We start from the raw sequence: 26,444 nt of genomic DNA on the forward strand, positions 1-26,444 counted from the left end.
CCGGACCCCCGGTCTTACGCCGCCTTGGCGGTGCCCTGGCGCTCCTTGAGGAAGCGGTAGAACTCCACGCCCTCGCGCAGGCGGCGCTTCATCATGTCGGGCGAGCGCACCATCTCGCTGACGATGGAGGCGATCTTCGGCGCGCGGAAGTAGAACTTCTTGTAGAACTCCTCCACCGAGGTGAAGATCTCGGTGTGGGACAGGTGCGGGTAGTGCAGCGGCGCGACCTGCACGCCGTTCTCATCGACCAGTTCGGCGTTCTCGACGTCGAGCCAGCCGTTCTCCACCGCCTGCTTGTAGAGGAAGGTGCCGGGGTAGGGGGCGGCGAGGGACACCTGGATGGTGTGCGGGTTGATCCGCTTGGCGAAGGCGATCGTCTCCTGGATCGTCTCCTTCGTCTCGCCCGGCAGGCCGAGGATGAAGGTGCCGTGGATGGCGATGCCGAGCTCGTGGCAATCCTGGGTGAACTTCTCGGCGACCTCGACGCGCATCCCCTTCTTGATGTTGTGAAGGATCTGCTGGTTGCCGGACTCGTAGCCGACGAGGAGCAGGCGCAGGCCGTTCTCCTTGAGCACCTTCAGGGTCTCGCGGGGCACGTTCGCCTTGGCGTTGCACGACCACGTGACGCCGAGCTTGCCGAGCTCGCGGGCGATCTCCTCGGCGCGCGGCAGGTTGTCGGTGAAGGTGTCGTCGTCGAAGAAGAACTCCTTCGTCTGAGGGAACTCCTTCAGGCAGTACTTGATCTCCTCGATCACGTGCGCGACCGAGCGGGTGCGGTAGGTGTGCCCGCCGACCGTCTGCGGCCACAGGCAGAAGGTGCAGCGGCTCTTGCAGCCGCGGCCCGAGTAGAACGAGATGTAGGGGTGCTTCAGGTACCCGATGAAGTACTTCTCCATCTCCAGGTCGCGCTTGTAGACGCTGGTGACGAAGGGCAGCTGGTCCATATCGGTCATGATCTCGCGGTCCTCGTTATGGACCACGGTGCCGTTGGCATCGCGATAGGACAGACCCTTGATCTGCGACATCGGCACGCCGTCGGCGACGTCCTTGACCGTGAAGTCGAACTCGTTGCGGGCGCAGAAGTCGACCACCGGGGCCTGGGCCATGGCGCCGGCGGCGTCCACGGCCACCTTGGCGCCGATCAGGCCGGCGATCAGCTTCGGGTTGGCGGCCTTCAGCGCCTCGATGGTCTTCACGTCCGACTTGAAGGACGGGACGGAGGTGTGCAGCACCACGAGGTCGAAGTCGTTGGCCTGGGCCACGATCTCATCGAGCTTGATGTTGTGCGGGGGGGCGTCGATCAGCTTGGAGTTCGGCACCAGGGCGGCCGGCTGGGCCAGCCATGTCGGGTACCAGAACGACTTGATCTCGCGCTTGGCCTGATATCGGGAGCCCGCGCCCCCGTCGAACCCGTCGAAGGTGGGGGCCTGGAGGAAAAGCGTGCGCATGGGGTTCAAGGCCTCGATGCTGGGCAAGGGGGTCGGGTTCGGGCGGATCAGGCGGTGGGGGCCCCGGCATCTCGGCCGAGGTCCGCGTCGGGGATCAGCGTACCGTCCGCAACCACGTGATAATCGTGACCTTTCCATGTCACCGACCCCGACAGGAAGGCACAGGAGAAGTTCATGAAGGAGAGGATGTCGCGAATCGGCAACAGCCAGTAGGCGTGCGGCGGCAGGCCGAAGGCCCGCTCCACCTGCCGGCACAGGACGATGCGGCAGGCCAGCGCGCTCGCCGCGGCAACCAGCGCCAGGGTGCCGGCGCCGGGCAGGAAGGCGGCGATGAGGGCGAGGGGGAAGGCGTGGGTGACCACGGAGCCGGCATAGCCCGCCGGATCGACGGTGCGGATCGTGCGGTTCCAGCGCAGCTCGTGCCGCCACAGGCCCGGAAGCTCCGTGTCGACGCAGGTATGGCCGATGGTGAAGCTCGGGATCGCCACCCGGCCGCCGAGGCCGCGCAGGGCCGCGCCGATGGCGTAGTCGTCCGCGAGGTCGTTGCGGAACCGGCGGAAGCCGCCCACCGCCTCGAGGCCCGCCCGGGTGAAGGCGACGGTGGAGCCGAAGCACGGCTTGGCGAGCCCGAGGCTCAGCCCCATCACCACGTTCGGCAGGAACTGGACGTCGATGGCGAGCGCCGAGAGCTGGCCCATGGCGCCGGGGAAGGCCGAGACGCCGTGGTAGAGGCAGGTCACGCCCGTCACGCCCGGCTGGGACAGTTCGGCGACGATCCGCTCCAGATAGTCGGGCGCCACCACCATGTCGCTGTCGGCCAGGACGATCACCGGATGGGCGATCTTCTCGGCCATGTTGATGAGGTTCGACACCTTGCGGTTCGAACCGTGCTGCCGGGCATCGATGACGAGGTCGATCCGCGCCTGCGGATAGGCGTCGCACAGGGCGCGGACCACGCCGATGGCGGGATCGCCCGCGCTCTGCACGCCGAACACGACCTGCACCGCGCCGGCATAATCCTGGCGCAGCACCGTCTCCAGGTTCTCGTAGAGGTTCGGCTCCAGCCCGCAGAGGGGCTTCAGCACCGTCACCGCCGGGCGCTCCGCCCCGTCCGGCAGGGCGGGGATCCGCCGGGCGCCGTAGCGGCCGACGAAGAACGCCGCCGCGAGCCCGTAGAGGCAGCCCGCCCCGGCGATCACGAGGCAGAGCGGCGACAGCCAGAGCAGCGCCTGCGACGCCAGGGGAGTCAGATCCATCCGTCGGGTCCGTGAGGTGTCCGGCCGCCGGCTGCGGCGTTGCGGGCGTCGGCCTACTGGGCCGCCTTGGCGGGCGCAGGCTTGTCGGAGGCTGGTTTGGCGGCGGCGAGCATGCCGTCGGCACGCTCGGTCAGGAACTTCACGGCCCCCTCTGCGCCGCCGCTGGCGAGCGGCTTCGACAGCATGGTGCGCTGGGCCGCGATCTCGCTCACGTCGCCGTTGAGAAGGACGTCCTGGACCCTATCGTCCGCATTGACGACGAAGTCGACCGCGGAATCGTCGCCGCCCGCAGTCGTGACCTTGGTCGGCACCACCCGCTGCGCGCCGCGCATCTCGACCTTCGGCGTCACCTCGAACTTGCCGCCCGCGGCTTGGCTCAGGCGGTTCGCGTAGGTGACGGTCAGGCTGCGCTTGAACGCCTTCGTCAGAGACTCCCGCTGCTCGGGGGTGAAGCCCGACCATTTGGATCCGACGGCGATGCGGGCCATGGCCGGAAAGTCGAACGCCTTGTCGATGGCCGGGGTCACGGCGGCGACGCGGGCGGGGAGGGCGCCGGGCCCGTCCTTCACGGCGGCGGAGAACGACGCGTAGAGGTCGCGCACGGTCTGCACCGCAGCCTCGTCCCCCGCCGCGGCGGGGGCGGCGGCGAACGGCACCAGGACGACCGCGGCGGCGAGCGCCGCGGCGATGCGGCGGTTCAGGCGCACTTCTTCAGTTCCTTCTCGTCCAGCCGGGAGACCATCCGCGGCGGAGCATAGCTGTAGAACGGGCCGAGGGTGGCCGGCGGCGGCGAAGCTTTCGGCCGGCGGGCGAAGCGGGCCGCCTCGTCCGGCTCCGGCTCGGCCTCGTCCGCCTCGCCCGTGGCGCGCAGCCGCGCCTCGATCCGGTGCCACGCCAGCAGGCTCGGCAGGCCGACGCCGAGATCGGCGAAGCGCTTCACCAGGGAGAGGGCGAGGGCCGCCTCGGCGGGGATGTTGAACAGGCCGCACAGGGCGATCAGGCCGCCCTCCTGCGCCCCGAGCGCCCCCGGCACAGCGAAGGCCGCACCGCGCACCGCCTGGGCGAGGCTCTCGATCACCAGGGCCTGCATGAAGTCCACCGGGTAGCCCATGAAATGCAGGCACAGGTAGACTTCGAAGGTGCCGATGATCCAGCCGCCGAAATGCACGACGATCGCCGCGAACACCCGGCCCGGCGCCCCGTAGAGGCGGCGCAGGCCGTCATAGAGATGGTCCACCGCGCCCAGCGCCCGCCACTCCCGCCCGGAGGCGAACCGGTTGAGGAGGGCCTGGATCACCCGGTGACCGGCCCGGCGCTGGATCAGGTAGAAGGCCGCGAGTGCGGGCACGGCGAGGGCCACGCCCCCGGCGACCGTGCGGGCCACCGGCCCGTCGCCGTCGAGCCAGATCAGCAGGCCGAGGCCGAGCACCGTGAAGAGGAGCTGGGTGACGGCCTGGGTCATCAGGTCGACGAACATGCTGGCGCCGGCCAGGGCGCCGCTCACGCCGCGCTTGGCCAGAAGGCGCGCGCCGACGAAGTCGCCGCCCACCGTCGCCACGGGCAGGAGGGTGTTGATGCCCTCCCGCACGAACCGCAGGGTGATGCAGTCGCGCAGGCGGGGCCGGTCGTTCCTCGGGAAGACGACGTGCCAGCCCAGCCCCGCCCAGGCCACCGCCAGGATCCGGGCGAGGACGACGAGGAGCGCGCCCCATCCGGCGCTCGCAACCGCGGCCGACACGTCCTCGAGGCCCGAGGACGCGAACAGGCCCACGACCGTGCAGAGACCGGCGATCGAGGCCAGTGTCGTGAGACGCTTCATCTTCGTCTTTCAAGCTCGCAAAAGGCTTGATGCGGGAAATCGGTCACGGTCGCGGCGGAAATAGGTCCAAGCGGCCCCGACTAGTTATTCCGTCACGTTGCAGCATGGATGAGCCGTGTCTATCACCCGTTTGCTACACCGAGGGGCAAAGCGGCGGCCGGGCTAGGTGTCCCGGACATGAGACCGCGAGACGTCACAGAAGAGGCACACGTCATGGACCGCGAATCATCCATCACGGCCGTCGAGGCCGTGAACGAGGACGCACGAGTCGAGGGTCTTTCCGGCCACCGGGAGCCCGCCGCGCCTGCGCCGCACTCGCCGGTCATGGCCTGGAACGAGTGGGACCCGCTGGAGGAGGTGATCGTCGGCTCCCTCGACGGGGCCACGATCCCGACCCACCACCTCACCGTCATCTTCAACCTGCCGCGGGCCGCGCAGCCGTTCTACCGGCTCGCGTCCGGGTGGAAGTATCCGAAGTTCATGAAGAAGCTCGCCCAGGCCGAGCTCGACAACTTCATCACCATCCTCGCGGGCGAGGGCGTGAAGGTGCGCCGGCCGGACACGGTGGACTTCTCCCGCAAGTTCAAGGCGCCGCTCTGGACCTCGCGCGGGTTCTGCGTCGCCTGCCCGCGCGACCCGTACCTCGTGATCGGTGACGAGATCATCGAGAGCCCGATGTGCTGGCGCTCGCGCTACTTCGAGGGCGACGCCTACCGCTCGCTGTTCAAGGAGTACTTCCGCAACGGCGCCCGCTGGACCTCGGCCCCGCGCCCGCAGCTGACGGACGACCTCTACAACTACGACTACCGGGTGCCGAACCTGAAGGCCGGCGAGCCCATGCAGTTCACGGTCAACGAGTTCGAGCCGGTCTTCGACGCGGCCGACTTCGTGCGCTGCGGCCGGGACCTGTTCGTCACCCGCTCCAACGTGACGAACCTGATGGGCATCGAGTGGCTGCGGCGCCACCTCGGCCCGGGCTTCCGCATCCACGAGATCGAGAGCCGCTGCCCGCAGCCGATGCACATCGACTCGTCGTTCATGCCCCTCGCCCCCGGCAAGGTGCTGGTGAACCCGGACTACGTCGATGTGGACAGGCTCCCGGCGGTGCTCAAGAAGTGGGACGTGCTCATCGCCCCGCGCCCCGACCCGGTGGAGGGCTTCATGAGCAAGATCTCGATGTGCTCGCCCTGGACCTCGATCAACGTGCTGGCGATCACCGAGAAGAAGATCGTCGTGGACCAGAGCCAGCCGACGCTCATCAAGGCCCTGAAGGACTGGGGCTTCGATCCGATCCCGGCGCCGTTCCTGAGCTACGGCCCGTTCGGCGGCTCGTTCCACTGCGCCACGCTCGACGTGCGCCGCCGCGGGACGCTGCAGTCGTACTTCTAGTCGGGCGGGTCTTCGTCGTCGCGAGGGTCAGGGAAGCGATCCGGGCGCGCCACGGTCACCACCGTGGCGCGCCCGGGGGCGCCTCACTTCGTTCGCGATGACGGTGCGCTGTCCAGGCCCTCGATCAGCGCCCGGTTGAAGGCCTCCGGCTCGCTCATCTGCGGGGCGTGGCCCGAATCGGGGAATTCCACGAGGCGGGCGCCGGGGATCGCCTTCGCCGCCGCCCGGCCGAGCTCCGGATACCGGCCGAGCTGACCGCGCATCTCCGGCGGGACGAGGTCCTTGCCGATGGCGGTGTTGTCCTTCTGGCCGATCATCAGCAGCGTCGGCACCCCGATCTGCGGGAAGCGGTAGACCACCGGCTGCGTGACGATCATGTCGTAGAGGAGCGCCGAATCCCAGGCGACCGCCTCCTTGCCCGGCCCCCGGTACAGGCCCGCCAGCATCTCCACCCAGGGCTCGTAGCGCGCCTCCCACTGGCCGGCGTAGTAGGTGGCCGTCTCGTAGGCGCGGATCGTCTCCGCGCTGGTCTTGAGATCGCGCTGGTACCATTGCTCGACGGAGACCGGCGGCAGCCCCTTGGCGGCCCAATCCTCCAGGCCGATCGGGTTCACCATCACCAGCTGCGCGACCTCCTTCGGGTAGAGGAGGGCGTAGTGGGCGGCGAGCATCCCCCCCGTCGAGTGGCCCACGATGACGGGCCGCTCCACGCCGAGCTTGGTGAGCAGGGCGTGGGTGTTCTCGGCGAGCTGCCGGAAGGTGAACTGGTAGGCCGCGGGCTTGCTCGACTTGCAGAAGCCGATCTGGTCCGGCGCCACGACCCGGTAGCCCGCCCCGGTGAGGGCGCGGATCTGGCTGTCCCAGGTGGCGGCGCAGAAGTTCTTGCCGTGGAGCAGCACCGCCGTGCGCCCGTTGGGATGCGCGGGCGCCACGTCGAGGTAGGCCATCTGCAGCGGCTGGCGCTGCGAGGTGAAGGTGAAGCGCTCCACCGGGAACGGGTAGTCGAAGCCCTCGAGCTCCGGCCCGTAGGCGGGGGCGGGGAGGGGGTCGGCCCGGCCGGGAAGGGTCGCACCGAGGGTGAGGGCGAGGAGGGCCGGGACGAGGGCGGTGCGGCGCATGGGCATCTCGTGGTGGAGGGCGGTAGGCTTCCGGCGGAGCGCGCGATCGCCCTATTGTAAGGGGTGAACCGTCCGTCGTGCCGCCCCGGAAGCCCTGGATGCCACATATTTCCGCCGCCGCCGGCCTCCTGGCCGGATTGCTCGCCGCCGTCCCCGCCCAGGCGGCCGATGCGTGCGATGCCCTCACGGCCAAGATCATCCGCGGCACCGGGGCCTCCCTCGCCGGCCGGGACGGGGCCTACGCGGTGTTCCGGGCGCAGGATGCCGAGCGGATGAGCCTCGATTGCCGGGCCCCGGCGCGGATCACCCTCGCCTCCCTGGATCGCGAACCGGGCCGAGCGTACTTCGCCCTGGTGGGGCTCGCGGCGCGGGCGCTGACCGGCGCCGACGCCGAGCGCGCCGAGGTGCTGGCGCTGAACCTCCACCAGGACAGCCTGCTGGCCGACGCCCCTCGCCGGGGCGCCACCGGCCGGGCGCTGATGCTGTGCGAGACCAGCCCCCGGACGGACGTCCTGGCCGGCGACCTCACCGTCTGCCGGATCGCCCCCGCCACGGGCGCCCCCGGGCTTTCGCGCCGGCGCCATGCCGGCTAGACCGTCGCCATGTCGAACGCCCAATCCGGCCCCGTGGTCCGCGCCCGCGACACCGCCTTCGCCAACCACCTGCCCCTGTCGCTGATCGCGGGGCCCTGCCAGCTCGAAAGCCGGAGCCACGGGCTCGAGATCGCCGCCGCCCTCAAGGAGTTGGCGGGCAGGCTCGGCATCGGCCTCGTGTTCAAGGCGTCCTTCGACAAGGCCAACCGCACCTCCGGCGGTGCGGCCCGGGGCATGGGGCTGGATGGCGCCCTCCCGGTCTTCGCGGAGATCCGCGAGACCCTGGGCCTGCCCGTCCTCACCGACGTCCATGACGCGGCCCAGTGCGCCCCCGTGGCCGAGGCGGTGGATGTCCTGCAGATCCCGGCCTTCCTCTGCCGCCAGACCGACCTGCTCCTCGCCGCCGCCGCCACCGGGCGGGTGGTGAACGTGAAGAAGGGCCAGTTCCTCGCCCCTTGGGACATGAAGCACGTGGCCGCGAAGGTGACGCAGGCCGGCAACCCGAACGTCATCGTCACCGAGCGTGGCGCCTCCTTCGGCTACAACACCCTCGTCTCCGACATGCGCAGCCTGCCGATCATGGCCGAAGTCACGGGGGGCGCCCCCGTGGTGTTCGACGCCACCCATTCCGTGCAGCAGCCGGGCGGGCAGGGGGGAAGCTCCGGTGGCCAGCGCGAGTTCGTGGCGGTCCTCGCCCGGGCGGCGGTGGCGGTCGGCGTGGCGGGCGTGTTCATCGAGACGCACCCCGACCCCGACCGGGCCCCCTCGGACGGGCCGAACATGGTCGCCCTGAAGGACATGCCCGCCCTCCTTGCGGAGCTGATCGCCTTCGACCGCCTCGCCAAGGCGCGCCCGGCGTAGGGAGGCCCTCCGCCGTCCCGGCCCCTCCCGGTCATCGCGACCGGTGCGCCGCAACGAGGCGAGGAAGCCTCAACGGGCGGGGGTCAGCACGTGGATCCGCAGGGGCTGGACGAGGGCGAAGCGCCCGTCCTCCCTCGTCTCGGCCGCCGCCGCGAAGGCGGCTTCCACGGTCGCCCGCCGGTCCCGGATCGCCCCGGCGCGGGCCGGATCGACCGCGGTGACGCGGGCGAAGAACGCCTCCCGATCCGCGAAACTCTCCCACCGGTCGAGGATGACGTCGCGCTCGCAGGTGAGGCCCCCGCCCGCGACGGCCTCGGCGATCGCCGCCTGCGCCGCCGCGCGGATCTCGGTCTCGTCCTCGATCGGCTTCAGCGCGTCGAAGAAGGTGCCGGACGCCAGGGGCTCCACCACCACGAGGCGGCATCCCGGGCGCAGCACCCGCGCGGCCTCGACGAGCGCCCGGGCCGGATCGGGGACATGGTGCAGGGAATTCAGCATCACCGCCCCGTCGAAACTGCCGTCGGGGAAGGGAAGCGCCTCGCCGGAGGCTTCCTCGAAGCGGGCGCCGGGGACCGCGTGCCGCGCCTTGGCCAGGGCCTTTTCGCCGGGGTCGATCCCCGTCACCGCAGCCCCCGCCTCGGCGAGGGGCCGGGCCAGCGCCCCCGTTCCGCAGCCGATATCCAGCACGGCCTTGCCGGCGAGGGGGGCGAAGGTCTCTCGGATGAGGGTGAGGGCGTCCATCGAACCGGGCTCCGGCAGCGCCTCGGCCGGCGCCGGCCAACCTATGCGCCGGTTCGGCCGGCGGCGCACCCTCCTCAGGGCGTCGCGCATTTCCGTGAGGGCGGGGCGATGGCGCAGTTCAGCACGCATTGCGCCCGGGCGGCGCAGAACCACGACAGGGATCCGCTCTTCACGCACTCCCCGCCACAATGCCGGTAGGGCCCCCCGTAGAGCGGCCGGACATAGACCGCATCGGTGACCGCGGGACCGCGCAGGGGCAGAGCGGCGGCCGGAGCCGCACAGAAGAGGAGCAGGGGAAACAGGCGCGCAGGCCGCATGGGGGAGTTCGTGGACCGTCGGGGCCGCGATCAGAGGGCCATGCGGAGGATCCGTCGATTAAATTGCGTGTCAGCATCCGGCCCAGGAACGGATTGGTTCCCAAGACTCTGTGCGGAACGGCACAGCTTCCCAAGCCGCTTCGGCAGGCATGCGCCGCTGCACACACGAGAACAGTAGACCGCGCAGAGACTGAACCAGCGTTCATCATGCAGGAACGGCGAGAAACGCGGCGCGAATCCTTTGGAACCAGCACGTGGGGGGTCACGTTGTTGGACCATGATCGATCTAAGATCGAGAAAGGATACCATGCGCAAGTTTGCTCTCATCACCGCCGCCGCCGCTCTGACTGTCGGCAGCGTCGCCGCCACCACTGGCGCCGAGGCGCGCCCCTACGGCTTCCATGGCGGTTACGGGCATCACGGCTACTACGGCGGCCGTCGCGGCATCGGCACCGGTGCGGCTGTCGGCCTGGGCATCGCCGGCCTCGCGGCGGGCGCCATCGCCGCCGGCGTCGCCCGCGACTCCTACGGTTACGGCCGCCCGGCCTACGGCTACGGGTATGGCGGCGGTTACGGCGCCCCGGCCTATGGCTACGGCTACGGTGCGCCGGCCTACGGCTACGGCTACTGATACGAGGCCCTAGGGCTTCCAGGGGGCGGTCGGCGCGAGCCGGCCGCCCCTTTTTCGTGGGCCGATCGGGTCAGCGGCCGCGATAGGGCGCGACGCCGGTGTCGGGCAGCCAGATCGTGCCGGGCGGGGTCCCGGTCTGCCAGAACACGTCGATGGGGATGCCGCCGCGGGGGTACCAGTACCCGCCGATCCGCAGGTAGCGCGGTTCCAGCAACGCCGTCAGGCGCTTGCCGACGGTGACGGTGCAATCCTCGTGGAAGGCGCCGTGGTTGCGGAACGACCCGAGGTACAGCTTCAGCGACTTCGATTCGACGAGCCAGCGGTCCGGCACGTAGTCGATCACGAGGATGGCGAAGTCGGGCTGGCCGGTGACCGGGCAGATCGAGGTGAATTCCGGCGCCGTGAACCGGGCGACGTAATCCGTGTCGGCGTGGGGATTGGGCACCCGGTCGAGCTTGGCTTCGTCGGGGGATTGGGGGAGGGGCGTCGCCTGCCCCAGCTGGAGATCGGATGTGCTGTTCATCCGGCCCGTATAGCGCGGCTCCGTCGCCGTCGCACGGCCCCCGCGCCTGTCGGAAAACCTTGTCCCGCCTTCGCGAAGATTTCGCCGGGATGCCGGGCGAGTCCGGGTTGCCGGGGGCCGATGCATGGCGGATAAGCCGCCCCGCGACGCGCGGCCGAGCGGTCGACGCGCACGAACGGCCCGCGGCCCTCGGGAGACAACCATGACGGCGATCACCAATATCAGCGCCCGTGAAATCCTCGACAGCCGCGGCAACCCGACCGTCGAGGTCGATGTGCTGCTGGAGGACGGGTCCTTCGGCCGCGCCGCCGTCCCGTCGGGCGCCTCGACCGGCGCGCACGAGGCGGTGGAGCTGCGCGACGGCGACAAGTCCCGCTTCCTCGGCAAGGGCGTGCTGAAGGCGGTCGAGGCGGCCCAGACCGAGATCCTCGACGCCATCGGCGGCATGGATGCCGAGGATCAGGTCGCCGTCGATGAGGCGATGATCGAGCTCGACGGCACGGAGAACAAGAGCCGCCTCGGCGCCAACGCCATCCTCGGCGTGTCGCTCGCGGTGGCGAAGGCCGCCGCCGAGGCGTCGGGCCTGCCGCTCTACCGCTATGTCGGCGGCGTGCAGGGCCGGGTGCTGCCGGTGCCGATGATGAACATCATCAACGGCGGCGCCCATGCCGACAACCCGATCGACTTCCAGGAATTCATGATCATGCCGGTCGGCGCCGACTCGCTCGCCGAGGCGGTGCGGATGGGCTCCGAGGTGTTCCACACCCTGAAGGGCGCCCTCAAGAAGGCCGGCCACAACACCAACGTCGGCGACGAGGGCGGCTTCGCCCCGAATCTCCCCTCCGCCGAGGCCGCGCTCGACTTCGTGATGGAGGCGATCCAGGCGGCCGGCTTCAAGCCGGGATCCGAGATCGCCCTGGCGCTCGATTGCGCCGCCACCGAGTTCTTCAAGGACGGCGCCTACCGCTACGAGGGCGAGGGCCGCACCCGGGACATCGCGGCGCAGGTCGATTACCTCGCCGAACTCGTCGGCAAGTACCCGATCATCTCCATCGAAGACGGCATGTCCGAGGACGACTGGGAGGGCTGGAAGCTCCTGACCGACAAGGCCGGCCACCTGTGCCAGCTCGTGGGTGACGACCTGTTCGTGACGAACGTGCAGCGCCTGTCGCGGGGCATCTCCACCGGCACCGCCAACTCGATCCTGATCAAGGTGAACCAGATCGGTTCGCTCACCGAGACCCTGGCGGCGGTCGATATGGCCCAGCGCGCGGGCTACACGGCGGTGATGTCCCATCGCTCGGGCGAGACCGAGGATTCGACCATCGCCGACCTCGCGGTCGCGACGAATTGTGGGCAGATCAAGACCGGCTCGCTCGCCCGCTCGGACAGACTGGCGAAGTACAACCAGCTGATCCGCATCGAGGAAGGCCTCGGTCCGCAGGCGCTCTACGCCGGCCCGGGCGCGATCAAGCAGCTCGCCCGCGCGTAAGGGTTCCCGCGCCCCCCCGGACCGGGGGGCGTTGCGAGAGGGGGGCGAGGGCAACACCCTCGCCGCCGTTGCGAGCACAGCAATCCAGGGCGGCGAGCCACCTCAGGACGCCACCCGCGAGCCGTCACACCCTCACCGTCATTGCGAGCAACGCGAAGCAACCCAGGGCAGCGGGACGTTTTCGAACGAGGCCCGTCCCTGGGTTGCTTCGCTGCGCTCGCAATGACGGCGGCGGTCGCGGAGCCGCCCGGAAACCCTCCGTTAACCTTCCCGCGCCAGGGTGCCGGCATGGTCGTCCGTCGCCGCGTCAGAATGATCGTCCTGCCGCTGGGTCTCTGGACCCTGTCGGCCCTCGTCTGCGGCTACTTCATCGTGCAGGCGGAGAGCGGCAACCGCGGCCTGGAGGCCAAGCGGGCCCTCAAGATCAGGGCCTACGCCCTCAACAGGGAACTGGCGGCGGTGAAGGCGGACCGTGCCGTCTGGGAGCACCGGGTCGCCCTGCTCAAGAGCGACCAGATCGACCGCGACCTCCTGGAGGAGCGGGCACGGATCGTGCTCGGACGGGTCCACGCCAACGACGTAGTCATCATCGGCCCCTGAAAAGCCTCCCCGCGCAAGCTGTGCCCGCACGGGAGCGGGCTGCGCGCTGTGGACCGGCGGCTCCGCGCTCTGACAACGGCGCGTCCCTGTCAGAGGGGCGGGCCTCGCTTTCGGCTGGCGCCTAGCCTACACCCGCCGGACGAGAGCGCGAGCGGGGAGTAACGACATGGACGCTGGCAAGACGGCCGAGACCGAGCCCACCGCCGGCCCGTCGTCGTCGGCGGCCGAAGTCCATAAGCCGGCTCCCAACATGCCGCAGTTCACCCGCGAGGAAGACCTCCACGCCTACCACGAGATGCTGTTGATCCGCCGCTTCGAGGAGAAGGCGGGCCAGCTCTACGGGATGGGCCTGATCGGCGGCTTCTGCCACCTCTACATCGGCCAGGAGGCCGTCGTGGTCGGCATGCAGATGGCATCCGTGGACGGCGACCAGGTCATCACCGGATACCGCGACCATGGCCACATGCTGGCCACCGGCATGGAGCCGAAGGGCGTGATGGCCGAGCTCACCGGCCGCCGGGGCGGCTACAGCCGCGGCAAGGGCGGCTCGATGCACATGTTCAGCCGCGAGAAGCAGTTCTTCGGCGGCCACGGCATCGTCGGCGCGCAGGTCTCCCTCGGCACCGGCCTCGGCTTCGCCGACCATTACCGCGGCAACGGCAAGGTGAGCCTCACCTATATGGGCGATGGCGCCGCCAACCAGGGCCAGGTCTACGAGAGCTTCAACATGGCGGCCCTGTGGAAGCTGCCGGTGGTCTACGTCATCGAGAACAACCGCTACGCCATGGGCACCTCGGTGGCCCGCGCCTCCGCACAGACGGACTTCTCGAAGCGCGGCCTGTCCTTCGGCATCCCCGGCGAGATGGTGGACGGCATGGATGTGCGCACCGTGCGCGAGGCCGCCGGCCGGGCCATCGACCATGCCCGCACGGGCAAGGGCCCCTTCATCCTCGAGATGCAGACCTACCGCTACCGCGGCCACTCCATGTCCGACCCGGCCAAGTACCGGACGAAGGACGAGGTCTCGAAGATGCGGGACGAGCACGACCCGATCGAGATGGTCCGCAAGCGCCTGCTGGAGCTGCACGGCGTGCCGGAGGCGGACATCAAGGCCACCGACGCCAAGGTGCGCGAGACGGTGAACGCCGCGGCCGAGTTCGCGACCAACGATCCCGAGCCGGATCCGTCCGAGCTGTGGACCGACATCCTGCTCGAGGCGAGCGCCTGACCGCGCCCGCCTGAACCCTAGGCCGCCCCCGCACGAGAGCGACGCGAAGAACTCATCATGGCGACCGATATCCTCATGCCCGCCCTGTCTCCGACCATGGAGGAGGGCAAGCTCGCGAAATGGCTCAAGAAGGTCGGCGACCCGGTCAAGTCCGGCGACGTGCTGGCCGAGATCGAGACCGACAAGGCGACCATGGAGGTCGAGGCCGTCGATGAGGGCGTGCTGGCCAAGATCCTCATCGAGGAGGGGACGGAGGGCGTCGCCGTCAACACCCCCATCGCGATCATCGCGGAGGAGGGCGAGGACGTGGAGAAGGCCGCCGCCTCCGGCGGCAAGGGCGGCCCGAAGGCCAACGGCCACGATGCCGGCGGGCAGCAGGCGCCGACGCCCACCGCCCAGGCCGAGGGCCTGACCGACAAGCCGACGGCCACCTCCAAGACCGGGGACGACGCGCCCGTGGCGCCCGCCGCCCCGGCGACCATCACCAACAAGGCGCGGGAGCCGGTGATGGCGGAGTTCCCCGCCGACACGCCCATGGTCACCATGACCGTGCGCGAGGCCCTGCGCGATGCCATGGCCGAGGAGATGCGCCGGGACGGCGACGTCTTCGTGATGGGCGAGGAGGTCGCCGAATACCAAGGCGCCTACAAGGTGACCCAGGGCCTACTGCAGGAGTTCGGCGCCAAGCGCGTGGTCGACACGCCGATCACCGAGCACGGCTTCGCGGGGATCGGCGTCGGCGCGGCGCTGGCCGGCCTGAAGCCCATCGTGGAGTTCATGACCTTCAACTTCGCCATGCAGGCGATCGACCAGATCATCAACTCGGCGGCCAAGACCCTCTACATGTCCGGCGGCCAGCTCGGCTGCCCCATCGTGTTCCGCGGCCCCAACGGCGCGGCCGCCCGCGTCGCCGCCCAGCACAGCCACGACTACGCCGCGTGGTACTCCAACGTGCCCGGCCTCAAGGTCATCGCCCCCTATACGGCCAGCGACGCCAAGGGCCTGCTCAAGGCCGCGATCCGCGACCCGAACCCGATCATCTTCCTCGAGAACGAGATCCTGTACGGCCAGACCTTCCCGGTGCCGAAGCTCGACGATTTCGTGCTGCCGATCGGCAAGGCGCGGATCCACCGGGAGGGCAAGGACGTGACCCTGGTCTCCTTCTCCATCGGCATGACCTACGCCCTCAAGGCGGCCCAGGCCCTGGCCGAAGAGGGCATCGAGGCCGAGGTGATCGACCTGCGCACCATCCGGCCGATGGACACCGACACGGTCCTGGAATCGGTGAAGAAGACCGGCCGCTGCGTGACGATCGAGGAGGGCTTCCCGCAATCCGGCGTCGGCGCCGAGATCTCGGCGCGGCTGATGGTCGATGCCTTCGATTATCTCGACGCCCCGGTGCTGCGGGTGACCGGCAAGGACGTGCCGATGCCCTACGCCGCCAACCTCGAGAAGCTGGCTCTGCCGAACGTCGCCGAGGTCATCCAGGCGGCCAAGGCGGTCTGCTACAAGTAAGGACCGCTTGGACCGGTCTTCGCCACCCCCCCATCGTCCCCGCCGCCCCGGCGGGGAGCCGCAGACGGGCCGGACCCGATGAGCCAGGACTTCGCCGAACTCGCCGCACCGCCCGACGCCCTGGAACAGGGCGGCGTCGAGGTGCTGCGTGCGGCGGTGGTCGACGGGGCGGTGAGCGTCGCCCTGCGCCGCTCCTTCGACGATCCGGCGACCTGGGGACGCCTGCTGGTCGATCTCGCCCGGCAGGCGGCGCGCGCCTACGCGGTCGACACCGACATGGCCGAGGACGAGGCCTTCGAGCGCATCCGCGCCGCGATCGAGGCGGAATGCCTCGCTCCGGGCGACTTCAACTGACGGCGGGCGGCCATGGCTGAGGCAGCGATCCGGCTGGCGACCTACGCCGATCTGGTGGCCGTGCCGGACCATCTGGTCGCCGAGATCATCGACGGCGTGCTGGAGACGCATCCGCGCCCGCGGCCTCGGCATGCGATGGCGGCATCGGACCTTTCCACCGCGCTGGGGCCCCCCTTCCGCCACGGACGCGGTGGCCCCGGTGGCTGGATCTTCATGATGGAGCCGGAGCTTCATCTGGGGTCCCACGTCGTGGTTCCCGACCTTGCCGGCTGGCGCCGGGAGCGAATGCCGGCGGAGCCGGACGCGGCGTTCATCGAGACGCCGCCGGATTGGGCCTGCGAGATCATCTCACCCTCGACGGCGCGGCTCGACCGCGGCGCCAAGCGACGGATCTACGGCGAGGCCCGCATCCCTCACCTTTGGCTTCTGGACCCAGGCGAGGGGGCCCTTGAAGCCTTCTCACTCACCGGCGGCCAATGGCTATTGCTCGGCGCGGTCGTGCGCGGCGAGACCGTCGCGATGCCGCCCTTCGATGCCGTTCCGTTTCCCCTGGACGATCTGTTTCCCTTCGCCGATCCGGCCCCTCCGGCCACGCCCGAGACCTGAAGACCATGCCGATCAACGTCCTGATGCCCGCCCTGTCCCCGACGATGGAGAAGGGCAACCTCGCCAAGTGGCTCAAGAAGGAGGGCGATCCGATCAAGTCCGGCGACGTGCTGGCCGAGATCGAGACCGACAAGGCGACCATGGAGGTCGAGGCGGTGGATGAGGGCGTCCTCGCCAAGATCGTCGTGCCCGAGGGCACGGCGGACGTGCCGGTCAACGACCTGATCGCCCTGATCGCGGGCGAGGGCGAGGATCCCGCTAGCATCCAGGCCCCGGCCGGCGGCGGCAAGGCGGCCGAGGCCCCGAAGGCGTCCCCCGCCACGGCGCCGACGGCCGATGCGGCGACGACGTCGGGCGACGCGCAGATGTCCTATGCCCGCTCCAACGAGGCCCCCGACGCCGCCAAGGCGGTGAACCCCGCCGCGGGGCAGGCCGCCGCCCCGCCGGCCTCCGGGGGTGGCGAGGGCCGGGTGTTCTCCTCGCCGCTCGCCAGACGGCTCGCCAAGATGGAGGGCATCGACCTCGGCACGATCCAGGGTTCCGGCCCGCACGGCCGGGTGATCGCCCGCGACGTGCAGGCGGCCAAGGCCGGCGGCGCCCAGAAGGCGACCCCGGCCGCCGCTCCGGCGCCGCAGGCGCAGGAGGCCGCCCCCGCGCCGAAGGCGGCCCCGGCCGCCACCGCCCCGCTGGCCACCGGCATGACCACCGAGCAGGTCAAGGCGATGTTCGAGCCGGGCTCCTACGAGGAGATCACCCTCGACGGGATGCGCAAGACCATCGCCAAGCGCCTCGTCGAGTCGAAGCAGACGGTCCCGCACTTCTATCTCTCGCTCGATGTCGAGCTGGATGCGCTGCTGGCCCTGCGCGAGCAGGTCAATGGCGGGGCCGCCAAGGACAAGGACGGCAAGCCCTCCTACAAGCTCTCGGTCAACGACTTCGTCATCAAGGCCCTGGCGCTGGCCCTCCAGCGGGTGCCGAACGCCAACGCCGTCTGGGCGGGCGACCGGGTGCTGAAGTTCCGCCACTCGGATGTCGGCGTCGCCGTGGCGATCGACGGCGGGCTGTTCACCCCGGTGATCCGCAAGGCGGAGCAGAAGACGCTCTCCACCATCTCCGCCGAGATGAAGGACCTCGCTGGCCGGGCTCGCTCGCGCAAGCTGAAGCCGGAGGAGTATTCCGGTGGCTCCACCGCCGTGTCGAACCTCGGCATGTTCGGGATCAAGAACTTCCAGGCGGTGATCAACCCGCCCCACGGCACGATCCTGGCCGTGGGCGCGGGCGAGGCCCGCATCGTCGCCAAGGGCGGCCAGCCGGCCGTGGTCCAAGCGATGACGGTGACGCTCTCGGTCGATCACCGGGTGGTGGATGGGGCACTCGGGGCCGAGCTGCTCCAGGCTTTCAAGGGCCTGATCGAGAACCCGATGGGAATGCTGGTGTAAGCCGCTTCTCCCCGCGGGGAGGAATTCGGTGAAACGGTCATCGGCAGACCAACACCGCTTCGCTCAGCCCGGCGGGCTCTCCTCCCCCTTGTGGGGAGGAGCGGGAGGTGGGGGTGGTGCCGGAGAGATCGCGGCGGTGCCGTCTGCACCACCCCCACCCCTCCCCCTCCCCACAGGGGGGAGGGGATACGCTCACACTGGACCGGCCCTTGTATGACTTGGCAGCAGCCGCCCCCTCGATCCGCATCGCCACGGGTTAAGACGAACGCTGCGAACCTCCGTCGTTCGCAGACCGAGGCTGAGCGACGGCTCTGGTGGCATCTGCGCCATCGCCTGCCGGTCGAAGGTTCGCACTTCCGAAGGCAGGTCCCGCTCGGGTCTTATGTGGCGGACTTCTGCTGCCTTGCCGCGCGTCTCATCGTCGAGGTCGATGGCGACCAGCACGGCTTCAAGGCTGATGCGGCCTACGATCTGCGACGGACACGCGCCCTCGAAGCCCAAGGGTTTCGCGTCCTTCGGTTCAGCAACCTCGACGTCACGAGATCGATCGACAGCGTGCTCGACACGATCTTCGCAACGCTGTCCGCCCGACCCAGGACCGCGACGAATGCCCCGGCCGCCGATGCATCCGGTTGGACCACCCCCATCTCCATCTCCTCCCCGCAAGGGGGAGGAGAGCCCGCGCAGGAGTAGTCGCCAATGCCCGACACCTACGACGTCCTCATCATCGGTGCCGGGCCCGGCGGCTACGTCACGGCGATCCGGTCGGCGCAGCTCGGCTTCAAGACCGCCGTGGTCGACCGCGAACACCTCGGCGGCATCTGCCTCAACTGGGGCTGCATCCCCACCAAGGCGCTGCTGCGCTCGGCCGAGATCTTCCACTACTTCCAGCATCCGGGCGATTACGGGCTGACGGCCGAGAAGGTCGGGTTCGATGTCGGGGCCATCGTGAAGCGCTCCCGGGGCGTCTCGGCGAAGCTCAATGGCGGCGTCGGGATGCTGCTGAAGAAGAACAAGGTCGACGTGATCTGGGGCGAGGCGACGGTCGATTCCGTCGCCAAGGGCAACCAGCCCGGCCAGGTCACCGTGAAGGACTCGGCGCGCGCCGAGCCGCCGAAGGGCGCCAAGGGGGCGGGCACCTATCAGGCCAAGCACATCATCGTCGCCACCGGCGCCCGGCCGAGGGCGTTGCCCGGGATCGAGCCGGATAAAAAGCTGATCTGGACCTATTACGAGGCCATGGTCCCCGAGACGATGCCCAAGAGCCTGCTGGTGATGGGCTCGGGCGCCATCGGCATCGAGTTCGCCTCGTTCTACCGGACGATGGGCGCCGAGGTGACCGTGGTGGAGGTGCTGCCGCAGATCCTGCCGGTGGAGGATTCCGAGATCGCCGCCATGGCCCGCAAGCGGTTCGAGAAGCAGGGCATCAAGATCCTCACCGGCGCCAAGGTGACGAAGGTCGAGAAGGGCACCGGCTCGATCACCGCCACCATCGAGGGCGGCGACGGCAAGACCCAGCAGATCACCGCGGAGAAGATGATCTCGGCGGTGGGCGTCGTCGGCAACGTCGAGAATCTCGGCCTGGAAAAGCTCGGGGTGAAGACCGACCGGGGCTGCGTCGTCACCGACGGGCTCGGCCGGACCAACGTGCCGGGCCTCTACGCCATCGGCGACGTCGCCGGCCCGCCGATGCTGGCCCACAAGGCCGAGCACGAGGGCGTCATCTGCATCGAGACCATCAAGGGCCTGCACACCCACCCGATGGACAAGGGCAAGATCCCCGGCTGCACCTATTGCCAGCCGCAGATCGCGAGCGTCGGGCTCACCGAGGCCAAGGCCAAGGAGCAGGGCTTCCAGGTGAAGGTCGGCCGGTTCCCCTTCGCGGGCAACGGCAAGGCCATCGCGCTGGGCGAGCCGGACGGGATGATCAAGACCGTGTTCGACGCCAAGACCGGCCAGTTGCTCGGCGCCCACATGGTCGGCGCCGAAGTCACCGAGCTGATCCAGGGCTACGTGGTGGCGATGAACCTCGAGAGCACCGAGGAGGAGCTGATGCACACGGTGTTCCCGCACCCGACGCTCAGCGAAATGATGCACGAGAGCGTGCTCGACGCCTACGGCAAGGTGATCCACACCTGAGAGCCGGCAAGGGCCACGCGAAAGGGGCACCCCTCACGGGACGCCCCTGATCGATTCCGCATGGGACGGTGGCCGTTACCTGCCGGTCGCCGCGCCCGCACCGTTGTTGAAGCCGGATGCGTTCGGGGAGCCGTGCATCTTTCCGTCCGGCTTCACCTCGCGGTTCGGCGCGGCGCTCGAAGCCCCGGCGCTTCCGGTGGTGTCGGCCTTCCCGAAACCCGCCGCATTGGGCGAGCCCTGCATGCGGGTCCCGGGGTTGCCGGCCGGGCTCTGGGTGCTCGGGCCGCCCTCGGCGGCGTAGGCTGCCGTTCCCACGGCCAACAGGCCGGCGGCGGCGAACAGGGTGGACTTCCTCATGGCAGTCTCCTTCGACTGTGTCTCCAACCCTTCTCGGGCCGGTTGTCAGACGCCCTCGCCCGAGTCCCGCCGCTCACAACGGGGCAGCGGGCGTGCCGTGGAACGCGCCCGAGGCTAACGCGGCCCGCCCATCGGCGTTCATTCCGGCCGCGGCGGGCACCCTGGCCCCATTTCGAGTGAGGTGCGGCCCTGAGGGGAGGCGCCGCTCAGCGATGCCGCGAACGACTCCTCAGGACCGTTCCTCACCGGACCTGAACCGTCTGAGTGGGAGTCGGCGCGCGCTCCGTCATTGCGAGCCACGCGACGCAATCCAGGGGCACGCCATGACCGGACACGGCCCGCCGCCCTGGATTGCTTCGCTGTGCTCGCAAAGACGGGATTGGGTCGCCATGGGTCGTCCCTTTCAGACCCGTCCAGTCAAATGCTTAGGATAAAAGCACCGCAGGAACGGCTCGCCCGTGCCGTCAGGTCTCTTCCACCCGCTCGGCATCCCTCAGGGAGGGGACGTAGGCGCACCATTCGCAGATGCCGCGCTCGGCCCCGCGCTGGGCGTTGCGCTGCGAGCAAAGGGGACAGACGAGGACGACGAGGCGCGTGCCGAGGCGCAGCCCCAGGCCCCGGCCACGGAAGGTCACGGCGTTCCCGGAGGCGACCGCCTTGTCCCGTGTCATGCCCGCGCCCGCCGGACCGTCATCGGTCGGTTGTCCTTTGCCATTGTCCGCTCCCCCACCGGGAGTTAATCCACGGCAGCGCCAATGGCTCCGCTCGGACGCGCCGTCCCAGGCGCCGGCCAGTGGATGGTGCGGAGACAGATGCAATGGCCGATCCTGTCGCGGCGACGCCCGCCCTCCCGACCTTCGCCGACGTGGCCGCGGCCGCCCGGCGCATCGAAGGGGTGGCCCACCGCACCCCCGTGCTCACCTCGCGCACCGCCGACGCGATGACCGGCGCCAGCCTGTTCTTCAAGGCCGAGAACCTGCAGCGGGGCGGCGCCTTCAAGTTCCGCGGAGCCTACAACGCGATCGCCGCTCTGCCGGACGAGGTGAGGGCGCACGGCGTCATCGCCTTCTCCTCCGGCAACCATGCCCAGGCCATCGCCCTGGCGAGCCGCCTGCTCGGCGTGCCCGCCGTGATCGTCATGCCGGAGGACGCGCCGCAGGTGAAGGTCGAGGTGACCCGCGGCTACGGCGCCGAGGTGGTGACCTACGACCGCTACAGCCAGGACCGGGAGGTCCTCGGGCGGGAGATCGCGCAGGCCCGGGGCCTGACCCTGATCCCGCCCTACGATCATCCCGAGGTGATCGCGGGGCAGGGCACCTTGGCCCTGGAGCTGATCGAGGAGACGGGCCCCCTCGACATGCTGGTCGCCTGCCTCGGCGGCGGCGGGCAGCTCGCCGGCTGTGCCCTCGCCGCGGCCGAACGCTCCCCCGGTGTCGCGATCTACGGCGTCGAGCCGGAGGCGGGCGACGACGGGCGCAGGTCGTTCCACGCGGGGCGGGTGGTGACCATCCCCGTGCCGCGCACCATCGCGGACGGGGCGCAGACGACCTACCTCGGGCAGATCACCTTCCCCATCATCCGCGGGCGCGTGGCCGACATCGTCACGGTGAGCGATGCCGAACTCGTGGAGACGATGCGCTTCTTCGCCTCCCGGATGAAGCTCGTGGTCGAGCCCACCGGCTGCCTCGCCGCCGCGGCGGTGTTGCACGGCAAGCTCGATGTGGCCGGAAAGCGCGTCGGCATCGTGATCAGCGGAGGAAATGTCGACATCGCCTCCTTCGCGCGGCTCGTCGCACCGGCCACGTGAGGCTCCGGGCCTTGTGGACCCGGGGGCCCGGCATGCTTATCTTGCAGGAACCCCACCCACGTCCCGCGGGCCTTGAACCCGTCCGGGCCGGAGAGCGTCGATGTCATCCAGTTTCAAAGTCCTCTCCCTGACCGATCGGGCGGCCGAGCGGATCAAGGCGATCATGGCGCAGGCCGAGACGCCGGTGGCGGGCCTGCGCGTCGGCGTCAAGAACGGCGGCTGTGCCGGCATGACCTACACGATGGAATATGCCGAGGCGCGCAAGCCCGGCGAGGACATGGTGGAGGACCGGGGCGTCCAGGTCTTCATCGACCCGAAGGCGGTCCTGTTCCTGCTCGGGACCGAGATGGACTTCACCACCAGCAAGCTCGCGTCGCAGTTCGTGTTCAACAACCCGAACCAGACCTCGGCCTGCGGCTGCGGCGAGTCGGTGGCGATCACCCCGGTCTCGCCGGAGCGGATGCCGGTCTCCGCCTGAGACGAATGCCCTCCAGGCCGCGGGTCAAGCGGCCTGGGACGGGGCGATGGAGGCGTCGTCCACGACGCGGTTCCGGCCGCCGCGCTTGGCGGCGAACATGCACAGGTCCGCCCGCTCCAGCAGGGAGGCGGGCGTGTCCCCCCGCCGGTACTCAGCGACGCCCAGCGACACCGTCACCTTGCCGAGGGATTCGCCCGTCGAGCGCTTCACCAGCTCCCGGCCGATCATGCTGGTGCGGATTGTCTCGGCGATGCGTGCCGCATCGATGCGGTTGGCGCCCGGGAGGATGATCCCGAACTCCTCGCCGCCGAATCGGGCCAGGGAGGCGCTGTGATCGACGCTCTCGCGCATCACCACCGCCACCAGCCGCAGGACCTGATCGCCGGTCAGATGGCCGAACTGGTCGTTGAACCGCTTGAAGTAGTCGATATCGACCACGATCACGCTCAGCGTCCCGCCCCGCGCGACCTCGGCCACGGAACTCCGCAGCATCTCCTCGAAGTGTTTGCGGTTCGCGAGGCCGCTCAGCGGGTCGGTGAGACTTTCGGTCCGGGTCGTCTCGAGCTTCTCCCGCAGGGTCTCCACCTCGATCCGACTTTCGCGGATGCGGGCTTCCAGCACGCGGTTGTCGGCGACGACCTCGCGGGTCGCGGCGACCAGGGAGGCGACCAGCTCGGCCAGGCGGGCCCGGCTCAACTGTGCCTGGGCGAGGTCGAGGGTCAGGGTGGAGAGGGATTCGCCGTATTGCTGCGTCGAGCCGAGCGACAGGTCGAGGACCTCGCTCACCGCCGCCAGCTCCGCGAGGACCGTCCGGCTGACCACGCTGGCATCGGCGGCATAGCGCTGCCCGTCGAGGTAGCTCTCATGCAGGTGGTCGATGTCGAACTCGGTCAGGAGGCCCTTGTCGGCGGTCAGGCGTTTGACCGCATCGTTGAGAAGCGGCACCTCGCCCGAGACGTAGGCGTACCAGACGGCGTAGGCCCTCGGCGTCGCCGACGGTCCATAGTCGCGCATGAGTTCGTTCGCCCGCTTCGCCAACGCGAAGCTACGATCACGATCCGGGAAAGCGTCCTGGCTCATCCTCATCCCGCTGCGGGGCGAGCCTGCCTAACCAGGCACAGCCGCAAGAGCCTGGATTGTAGCGACACTTTGTACACGCGCAGTTAAAGGCGCGGACCCGAAGGACTGGCGCGCCGTGGCGCGCCAGCGCCTCAGCTGCCGCGCTTCACGGTCGGCGCGCGGAGGAGGAAGGCGGGCACGTGCGAGCCGAGGCCCACGGGCGTATCGCCCTCGGAATCCGTCTCGCGGTTGCCCCGCGGGTTCTGCCGCCGGGGCGCTTCCCGCCGCGCCTGCTCGGGCTTCGGGGCGACGGGGGTCTCGGCGCGGGCCACGGGACGCTCGCGCGCTTCGGACCGGGGACGGCTCTCCCTCGCGGGCTTCTCGGCGCTGCGCTCACTGGTCCTGACGGCGCTCCGCTCACCGCTCTTGTCAGTGCCGCGCTCGCTGGACCTGACCGCGCTCCGCTCACCGCTCTTCTCGGTGCCGCGCTCGCCGCTCCGGCTGCTCCGGCGCCCCTCGCCCGAGCGACCGCGATGGCGGCTGCGCGGCTCGGAATCGGACGACGTCACGGTCGAGAGGTCGCCGTCGAACCACTGGATCGGCTGGCCGAGCAGCGCCTCGATGGCACCGAGGGAGCGCTCGTCCTCGGGGGTGACGAGGGTGAAGGCGGCGCCCGCCCGGCCCGCCCGGCCCGTGCGGCCGATGCGGTGGACGTAATCCTCCGGGTGGCGGGGGATGTCGAAGTTGAAGACGTGGCTCACGGCCGGGATGTCGAGGCCACGGGCGGCCACGTCGCTCGCCACGAGCAGGGCCGTCTCACCGTTGCGGAACGCGTCGAGGGCGGCCGTGCGCGAGCGCTGGTCCATGTCGCCGTGCAGGGCGGCGGCGTCGAAGCCGTGGCTGACGAGGGACTTCTGCAGCAGCGCCACATCGCGCTTGCGGTTGCAGAAGATGATGCCGTTGGTCAGCGCCTCCTCGCCGCGGATCAGCGTGCGCAGCCGGTCGCGCTTGGCGTGATCCTCCGCGCCCGTCGCCACGAGGCGCTGGGTGATGGTCGTCGCGGCCGAGGACGCCCGCGCCACCTCGATCCGCTGCGGGTTGTGCAGGAACATGTCCGCCAGCCGCTCGATCTCCGGCGGCATGGTGGCGGAGAAGAACAGCGTCTGCCGGGTGAACGGCACCATCTTCACGATGCGCTCGATGTCGGGGATGAAGCCCATGTCCAGCATGCGGTCCGCCTCGTCGATGACGAGGAGCTCGACGCCGGTGAGCAGCAGCTTGCCGCGCTCGAAATGGTCGAGCAGGCGGCCCGGGGTGGCGATCAGGACGTCGGTGCCGCGGGTCAGCTTCGCGTCCTGGTCGGCGAAGGAGACGCCGCCGATGATCAGCGCGACGTTGAGTTTGTGATTCGTGCCGTAGCGCTCGAAGCTCTCCTCCACCTGCGCCGCGAGTTCGCGGGTCGGCTCGAGGATCAGCGTCCGCGGCATCCGGGCACGGGCGCGGCCGGTCTCCAGCAGGGTGAGCATCGGCAGCGTGAAGGCCGCGGTCTTGCCGGTGCCGGTCTGGGCAATGCCCAGGACATCCTGACGCGCGAGCACATGCGGGATGGCCTGCGCCTGGATCGGCGTCGGCTCGGTGTAACCGGCCGATGTGACGGCCTGCAGGACTTTCTCGCTCAGTCCCAGATCTGAAAACGGCATTTCGTGTCGGCAACATTCACGCACCCGGCCGGCGCGATGGACATCGTCGCGGCAACGATCCGGGATTGAGCGGACACACGGACGCAACCGCGGCCGCCGAGCGATTAGCGCTTCACCTAGAGCCTTGCGGCGGCTTGTCAATCTCGCAGAGCCAGGAAGGGCGGGATGACGGGCGTCATCGACGCTTTCCCGCCGGGCGGCCGGGCGCGATGTGCCCCCGCGCGACATAGGCGCCACAGGTCGGTGGCGCCGTGGAGGAAGGCTCGGCCGGCGGTGCCGCCGGGAAACCCGCGATCAGGGTTAAGTGAATGATATCGCCGATCGGCCGGGTCGCGGGCCGGCGTCCTAAAATAAAACGCAGCCCCTCTGTCCCGCCCCCTGCCACTTAACAAATGTTCGCTCGGTCGCGCCGCGGTTTCGCCCCAATTAGGACTTCCCCGGCAAACCAGTTCAGGCCCTATCACTTCCCCGGGAGCCGGCGTGCGGAAGAGCACATCGCTCCGCCGACCCCGTTAGGCCGGCATAACCTTCACCTTTCGTTGACCCGATCTGGCTAATCTGACCCTGCTTGTTGCAGGAAAGCGACAGACCCGTTCGCCGCAAGCGCCTAGAAAGCCGCTGGCCTAAGCCAACTCCAGGATCTGGTACCCCAATGAATAAGCTTCTCCTTGCATCGACCGTTCTCGCCGGCATGACCGTGGCCGCTTCGGCCGCCGACCTTCCGCGCCGCGCTGCGCCGCCGCCGGTCTTCACGCTTGTTGCGTTCTTCACCTGGACGGGCTTCTACGCCGGCTTCAACGCCGGCTACGGCTTCGATTCCTCCACCAGCCGCGCCACGGCCGTCGTCGGCGTCTCCCCGGCCAACGGCATCTTCGCCGCCGACGACCGCCCGACCACCGTCCTCCTCTTCTTCTCCAACCGCAACAACAACGAATGCTTCGTCGGCGGCGGCCAGATCTGCTACAACTACTACT

27 protein-coding genes and 1 pseudogene are annotated in these 26,444 nt (G+C 69.8%); 16 read left to right on the top strand and 12 right to left on the bottom strand.

Features of this window, described 5'->3' with window-relative positions; genetic code table 11:
• Nucleotides 1-14: 14 nt before the first annotated feature.
• From hpnJ to MKK53_RS04755, 4 genes are read right to left on the bottom strand one after another with little or no spacing between them, the layout of a single operon-like run.
• A complete protein-coding gene (gene hpnJ / locus MKK53_RS04740; RefSeq protein WP_243927355.1) occupies nucleotides 15-1,448 on the bottom strand; it encodes a hopanoid biosynthesis associated radical SAM protein HpnJ in 1,434 nt (477 codons plus the stop codon).
• A gap of 47 nt (nucleotides 1,449-1,495) precedes the next feature.
• Nucleotides 1,496-2,704 (bottom strand): bacteriohopanetetrol glucosamine biosynthesis glycosyltransferase HpnI, encoded by a 1,209-nt coding sequence (gene hpnI / locus MKK53_RS04745; protein WP_243927357.1) that lies wholly within the window; start codon nucleotides 2,702-2,704, stop codon nucleotides 1,496-1,498.
• A 53-nt stretch (nucleotides 2,705-2,757) separates the two neighbouring features.
• A complete protein-coding gene (locus MKK53_RS04750) occupies nucleotides 2,758-3,411 on the bottom strand; it encodes a phospholipid-binding protein MlaC (RefSeq protein ID WP_243927359.1) in 654 nt (217 codons plus the stop codon).
• A complete protein-coding gene (locus MKK53_RS04755) occupies nucleotides 3,402-4,523 on the bottom strand; it encodes an HpnL family protein (RefSeq protein ID WP_243927361.1) in 1,122 nt (373 codons plus the stop codon). The genes MKK53_RS04750 and MKK53_RS04755 overlap by 10 nt, the downstream gene beginning before the upstream one ends.
• Nucleotides 4,524-4,736: 213 nt before the next feature.
• On the opposite strand from MKK53_RS04755, the gene MKK53_RS04760 reads away from it, so the two are divergent.
• Nucleotides 4,737-5,912: an amidinotransferase gene (locus MKK53_RS04760; protein ID WP_243927363.1), complete on the top strand. Its 1,176-nt coding sequence runs from the start codon at nucleotides 4,737-4,739 to the stop codon at nucleotides 5,910-5,912.
• Between the two features lie 83 nt (nucleotides 5,913-5,995).
• On the opposite strand, the gene MKK53_RS04765 is transcribed toward MKK53_RS04760, so the two are convergent.
• The gene (locus tag MKK53_RS04765; protein WP_243927365.1) at nucleotides 5,996-7,030 is read right to left on the bottom strand and encodes an alpha/beta fold hydrolase; all 1,035 of its coding nucleotides are present in this window, start codon (nucleotides 7,028-7,030) and stop codon (nucleotides 5,996-5,998) included.
• Between the two features lie 98 nt (nucleotides 7,031-7,128).
• On the opposite strand from MKK53_RS04765, the gene MKK53_RS04770 reads away from it, so the two are divergent.
• Nucleotides 7,129-7,623, top strand: coding sequence for a hypothetical protein (locus MKK53_RS04770; protein WP_243927367.1), 495 nt, complete (start codon nucleotides 7,129-7,131; stop codon nucleotides 7,621-7,623).
• A gap of 9 nt (nucleotides 7,624-7,632) precedes the next feature.
• Nucleotides 7,633-8,484, top strand: coding sequence for a 3-deoxy-8-phosphooctulonate synthase (gene kdsA, locus MKK53_RS04775; protein ID WP_243927369.1), 852 nt, complete (start codon nucleotides 7,633-7,635; stop codon nucleotides 8,482-8,484).
• Between the two features lie 69 nt (nucleotides 8,485-8,553).
• On the opposite strand, the gene MKK53_RS04780 is transcribed toward kdsA, so the two are convergent.
• Both MKK53_RS04780 and MKK53_RS04785 read right to left on the bottom strand, forming a co-directional pair.
• A complete protein-coding gene (locus MKK53_RS04780; protein WP_243927371.1) occupies nucleotides 8,554-9,225 on the bottom strand; it encodes a class I SAM-dependent methyltransferase in 672 nt (223 codons plus the stop codon).
• A gap of 74 nt (nucleotides 9,226-9,299) precedes the next feature.
• Complete coding sequence (locus MKK53_RS04785) at nucleotides 9,300-9,542, bottom strand: hypothetical protein (protein ID WP_243927373.1); 243 nt, start codon at nucleotides 9,540-9,542, stop codon at nucleotides 9,300-9,302.
• A 307-nt stretch (nucleotides 9,543-9,849) separates the two neighbouring features.
• On the opposite strand from MKK53_RS04785, the gene MKK53_RS04790 reads away from it, so the two are divergent.
• Nucleotides 9,850-10,173, top strand: a complete 324-nt coding sequence (locus MKK53_RS04790; protein WP_243927375.1) for a hypothetical protein — start codon at nucleotides 9,850-9,852, stop codon at nucleotides 10,171-10,173.
• A 70-nt stretch (nucleotides 10,174-10,243) separates the two neighbouring features.
• Here MKK53_RS04790 and queF read toward each other — a convergent pair whose 3' ends face one another.
• Nucleotides 10,244-10,696, bottom strand: a complete 453-nt coding sequence (gene queF, locus MKK53_RS04795; protein WP_243927377.1) for a preQ(1) synthase — start codon at nucleotides 10,694-10,696, stop codon at nucleotides 10,244-10,246.
• A 202-nt stretch (nucleotides 10,697-10,898) separates the two neighbouring features.
• On the opposite strand from queF, the gene eno reads away from it, so the two are divergent.
• The 9 genes from eno to lpdA all read left to right on the top strand — a co-directional run bounded on the left by eno (nucleotide 10,899) and on the right by lpdA (nucleotide 20,069).
• The gene (gene eno / locus MKK53_RS04800; RefSeq protein ID WP_243927379.1) at nucleotides 10,899-12,188 is read left to right on the top strand and encodes a phosphopyruvate hydratase; all 1,290 of its coding nucleotides are present in this window, start codon (nucleotides 10,899-10,901) and stop codon (nucleotides 12,186-12,188) included.
• A gap of 288 nt (nucleotides 12,189-12,476) precedes the next feature.
• A complete protein-coding gene (locus tag MKK53_RS04805; RefSeq protein WP_243927381.1) occupies nucleotides 12,477-12,788 on the top strand; it encodes an FtsB family cell division protein in 312 nt (103 codons plus the stop codon).
• A 166-nt stretch (nucleotides 12,789-12,954) separates the two neighbouring features.
• A complete protein-coding gene (pdhA, locus tag MKK53_RS04810; RefSeq protein WP_409564273.1) occupies nucleotides 12,955-14,016 on the top strand; it encodes a pyruvate dehydrogenase (acetyl-transferring) E1 component subunit alpha in 1,062 nt (353 codons plus the stop codon).
• Nucleotides 14,017-14,073: 57 nt separating this feature from the next.
• Complete coding sequence (locus MKK53_RS04815) at nucleotides 14,074-15,531, top strand: pyruvate dehydrogenase complex E1 component subunit beta (RefSeq protein WP_243927383.1); 1,458 nt, start codon at nucleotides 14,074-14,076, stop codon at nucleotides 15,529-15,531.
• Between the two features lie 78 nt (nucleotides 15,532-15,609).
• Nucleotides 15,610-15,885, top strand: coding sequence for a DUF5076 domain-containing protein (locus MKK53_RS04820; protein WP_243927385.1), 276 nt, complete (start codon nucleotides 15,610-15,612; stop codon nucleotides 15,883-15,885).
• A gap of 12 nt (nucleotides 15,886-15,897) precedes the next feature.
• A complete protein-coding gene (locus MKK53_RS04825; RefSeq protein WP_243927387.1) occupies nucleotides 15,898-16,491 on the top strand; it encodes a Uma2 family endonuclease in 594 nt (197 codons plus the stop codon).
• Nucleotides 16,492-16,496: 5 nt separating this feature from the next.
• A complete protein-coding gene (locus MKK53_RS04830; RefSeq protein ID WP_243927389.1) occupies nucleotides 16,497-17,930 on the top strand; it encodes a pyruvate dehydrogenase complex dihydrolipoamide acetyltransferase in 1,434 nt (477 codons plus the stop codon).
• A gap of 213 nt (nucleotides 17,931-18,143) precedes the next feature.
• Entirely contained in the window at nucleotides 18,144-18,623 is a 480-nt protein-coding gene (locus tag MKK53_RS04835; protein ID WP_243927391.1) for an endonuclease domain-containing protein, read from the top strand.
• 6 nt (nucleotides 18,624-18,629) lie between these two features.
• Nucleotides 18,630-20,069: a dihydrolipoyl dehydrogenase gene (gene lpdA / locus MKK53_RS04840; protein WP_243927393.1), complete on the top strand. Its 1,440-nt coding sequence runs from the start codon at nucleotides 18,630-18,632 to the stop codon at nucleotides 20,067-20,069.
• 75 nt (nucleotides 20,070-20,144) lie between these two features.
• Here lpdA and MKK53_RS04845 read toward each other — a convergent pair whose 3' ends face one another.
• Complete coding sequence (locus tag MKK53_RS04845) at nucleotides 20,145-20,426, bottom strand: hypothetical protein (RefSeq protein ID WP_243927395.1); 282 nt, start codon at nucleotides 20,424-20,426, stop codon at nucleotides 20,145-20,147.
• Between the two features lie 464 nt (nucleotides 20,427-20,890).
• Nucleotides 20,891-21,097 (bottom strand): hypothetical protein, encoded by a 207-nt coding sequence (locus tag MKK53_RS04850; protein WP_243927397.1) that lies wholly within the window; start codon nucleotides 21,095-21,097, stop codon nucleotides 20,891-20,893.
• 146 nt (nucleotides 21,098-21,243) lie between these two features.
• Between MKK53_RS04850 and MKK53_RS04855 the strand changes: the two genes are divergently transcribed.
• Nucleotides 21,244-22,233, top strand: coding sequence for a threo-3-hydroxy-L-aspartate ammonia-lyase (locus MKK53_RS04855; protein WP_243927399.1), 990 nt, complete (start codon nucleotides 21,244-21,246; stop codon nucleotides 22,231-22,233).
• A gap of 100 nt (nucleotides 22,234-22,333) precedes the next feature.
• Nucleotides 22,334-22,711 carry a HesB/IscA family protein gene (locus MKK53_RS04860; protein ID WP_243927401.1) on the top strand — a complete coding sequence of 126 codons (378 nt, stop codon included), beginning with the start codon at nucleotides 22,334-22,336 and terminating at the stop codon, nucleotides 22,709-22,711.
• A gap of 24 nt (nucleotides 22,712-22,735) precedes the next feature.
• Here MKK53_RS04860 and MKK53_RS04865 read toward each other — a convergent pair whose 3' ends face one another.
• Nucleotides 22,736-23,791, bottom strand: a complete 1,056-nt coding sequence (locus MKK53_RS04865; protein ID WP_243927404.1) for a sensor domain-containing diguanylate cyclase — start codon at nucleotides 23,789-23,791, stop codon at nucleotides 22,736-22,738.
• A 131-nt stretch (nucleotides 23,792-23,922) separates the two neighbouring features.
• Nucleotides 23,923-25,470 (bottom strand): DEAD/DEAH box helicase, encoded by a 1,548-nt coding sequence (locus tag MKK53_RS04870; RefSeq protein WP_243927405.1) that lies wholly within the window; start codon nucleotides 25,468-25,470, stop codon nucleotides 23,923-23,925.
• 652 nt (nucleotides 25,471-26,122) lie between these two features.
• Here MKK53_RS04870 and MKK53_RS04875 point away from each other — a divergent pair.
• Nucleotides 26,123-26,444: pseudogene (locus MKK53_RS04875) on the top strand (porin family protein); the annotation flags it as partial.

Origin of the sequence: Methylobacterium sp. J-076, assembly GCF_022829405.1 — a bacterium.
GTDB lineage: Bacteria > Pseudomonadota > Alphaproteobacteria > Rhizobiales > Beijerinckiaceae > Methylobacterium.

Bases quoted from the DNA above. Each gene is read 5' to 3' on its own strand.
- hpnJ (WP_243927355.1), bottom strand. From the start codon at position 1,448: ATGCGCACGCTTTTCCTCCAGGCCCCCACCTTCGACGGGTTCGACGGG.
- hpnI (WP_243927357.1), bottom strand. From the start codon at position 2,704: ATGGATCTGACTCCCCTGGCGTCGCAGGCGCTGCTCTGGCTGTCGCCG.
- MKK53_RS04755 (WP_243927361.1), bottom strand. From the start codon at position 4,523: ATGAAGCGTCTCACGACACTGGCCTCGATCGCCGGTCTCTGCACGGTC.
- MKK53_RS04760 (WP_243927363.1), top strand. From the start codon at position 4,737: ATGGACCGCGAATCATCCATCACGGCCGTCGAGGCCGTGAACGAGGAC.
- MKK53_RS04765 (WP_243927365.1), bottom strand. From the start codon at position 7,030: ATGCGCCGCACCGCCCTCGTCCCGGCCCTCCTCGCCCTCACCCTCGGT.
- MKK53_RS04770 (WP_243927367.1), top strand. From the start codon at position 7,129: ATGCCACATATTTCCGCCGCCGCCGGCCTCCTGGCCGGATTGCTCGCC.
- kdsA (WP_243927369.1), top strand. From the start codon at position 7,633: ATGTCGAACGCCCAATCCGGCCCCGTGGTCCGCGCCCGCGACACCGCC.
- MKK53_RS04780 (WP_243927371.1), bottom strand. From the start codon at position 9,225: ATGGACGCCCTCACCCTCATCCGAGAGACCTTCGCCCCCCTCGCCGGC.
- MKK53_RS04785 (WP_243927373.1), bottom strand. From the start codon at position 9,542: ATGCGGCCTGCGCGCCTGTTTCCCCTGCTCCTCTTCTGTGCGGCTCCG.
- MKK53_RS04790 (WP_243927375.1), top strand. From the start codon at position 9,850: ATGCGCAAGTTTGCTCTCATCACCGCCGCCGCCGCTCTGACTGTCGGC.
- queF (WP_243927377.1), bottom strand. From the start codon at position 10,696: ATGAACAGCACATCCGATCTCCAGCTGGGGCAGGCGACGCCCCTCCCC.
- eno (WP_243927379.1), top strand. From the start codon at position 10,899: ATGACGGCGATCACCAATATCAGCGCCCGTGAAATCCTCGACAGCCGC.
- MKK53_RS04805 (WP_243927381.1), top strand. From the start codon at position 12,477: ATGGTCGTCCGTCGCCGCGTCAGAATGATCGTCCTGCCGCTGGGTCTC.
- pdhA (WP_409564273.1), top strand. From the start codon at position 12,955: ATGGACGCTGGCAAGACGGCCGAGACCGAGCCCACCGCCGGCCCGTCG.
- MKK53_RS04815 (WP_243927383.1), top strand. From the start codon at position 14,074: ATGGCGACCGATATCCTCATGCCCGCCCTGTCTCCGACCATGGAGGAG.
- MKK53_RS04820 (WP_243927385.1), top strand. From the start codon at position 15,610: ATGAGCCAGGACTTCGCCGAACTCGCCGCACCGCCCGACGCCCTGGAA.
- MKK53_RS04825 (WP_243927387.1), top strand. From the start codon at position 15,898: ATGGCTGAGGCAGCGATCCGGCTGGCGACCTACGCCGATCTGGTGGCC.
- MKK53_RS04830 (WP_243927389.1), top strand. From the start codon at position 16,497: ATGCCGATCAACGTCCTGATGCCCGCCCTGTCCCCGACGATGGAGAAG.
- MKK53_RS04835 (WP_243927391.1), top strand. From the start codon at position 18,144: ATGACTTGGCAGCAGCCGCCCCCTCGATCCGCATCGCCACGGGTTAAG.
- lpdA (WP_243927393.1), top strand. From the start codon at position 18,630: ATGCCCGACACCTACGACGTCCTCATCATCGGTGCCGGGCCCGGCGGC.
- MKK53_RS04845 (WP_243927395.1), bottom strand. From the start codon at position 20,426: ATGAGGAAGTCCACCCTGTTCGCCGCCGCCGGCCTGTTGGCCGTGGGA.
- MKK53_RS04850 (WP_243927397.1), bottom strand. From the start codon at position 21,097: ATGACACGGGACAAGGCGGTCGCCTCCGGGAACGCCGTGACCTTCCGT.
- MKK53_RS04855 (WP_243927399.1), top strand. From the start codon at position 21,244: ATGGCCGATCCTGTCGCGGCGACGCCCGCCCTCCCGACCTTCGCCGAC.
- MKK53_RS04860 (WP_243927401.1), top strand. From the start codon at position 22,334: ATGTCATCCAGTTTCAAAGTCCTCTCCCTGACCGATCGGGCGGCCGAG.
- MKK53_RS04865 (WP_243927404.1), bottom strand. From the start codon at position 23,791: ATGAGCCAGGACGCTTTCCCGGATCGTGATCGTAGCTTCGCGTTGGCG.
- MKK53_RS04870 (WP_243927405.1), bottom strand. From the start codon at position 25,470: ATGCCGTTTTCAGATCTGGGACTGAGCGAGAAAGTCCTGCAGGCCGTC.